At 65.8% G+C, this 996-nt stretch carries 1 protein-coding gene; it reads left to right on the top strand.

The genetic code is table 11. The features are described 5' to 3' along the window. Nucleotides 1-996 (top strand): lipoyl synthase (lipA, locus tag AC1D14_RS22560; protein WP_476969233.1); only part of this gene is annotated, 996 nt, incomplete at both ends.

Genomic DNA, 996 nt, shown 5'->3' with positions numbered 1-996 from the left:
GGCACCAGAAGGCCGGAAGATGCTGCGCATTGAGCAGCGTAATGCGGCCACCCCGGTGGAGCGCAAGCCGGAGTGGATCAAGGCCAAGGTCCAGATGGGCCCGGAGTTCGTCCAGCTCAAGAACCTCGTCAAGAAAGAGGGCCTCCACACCGTCTGTGAGGAGGCCGGCTGCCCCAACATCTTCGAGTGCTGGGAAGACAAGGAGGCCACGTTCCTGATCGGCGGCTCCGAATGCACCCGGCGCTGTGACTTCTGCCAGATCGACACCGGCAAACCCTCCCCGGTGGACGTGTTCGAGCCCACCAAGGTGGCCCGGTCGGTCCAGGCGATGCAGCTGCGTTACGCCACCGTCACCGGCGTGGCCCGTGACGACCTCGAGGACGAGGGCGTCTGGCTGTACGCCGAGACGGTCCGCAAGATCCACGAGCTGAACCCGGGCACCGGCGTCGAACTTTTGATCCCGGACTTCTCCGGTAAGCCCGGGCACATCGASGCGATCTGCGAYTCGAAGCCCGAGGTCTTCGCGCACAACGTCGAGACCGTGCCGCGGATCTTCAAGCGCATCCGCCCCGCGTTCCGCTACGACCGGTCCCTGGACGTCATCACCCAGGGCCGGAACCTGGGCATGGTCACCAAATCCAACCTGATCCTGGGCATGGGCGAAACCCGGGMGGAAATCTCCGAAGCCCTGAAGGACCTGCACGAGGCCGGCTGCGACCTGATCACCATCACCCAGTACCTGCGCCCGTCCGAGCGGCACCTCCCGGTGGACCGCTGGGTCAAGCCACAGGAATTCGTGGACCTCCAGCAGGAAGCGGACGAGATCGGCTTCCTCGGCGTCATGTCCGGACCCCTCGTCCGGTCCTCCTACCGTGCCGGCCGGCTCTGGGCCACCGCGATGCGCAAGAAAGGCTGGGAAATCCCCGCCGAACTGGCACACATCGAAAGCTCCGGCAGCACCCGCCAGGAAGCCAGCTCGCTGCTCGCAGCTCGCAG

The organism is Arthrobacter sp. P1_B11 (assembly GCF_056406715.1).
The sequence above is the reverse complement of the archived record's forward strand: the minus strand, read 5'-3'. Positions and strand labels throughout refer to the sequence as shown.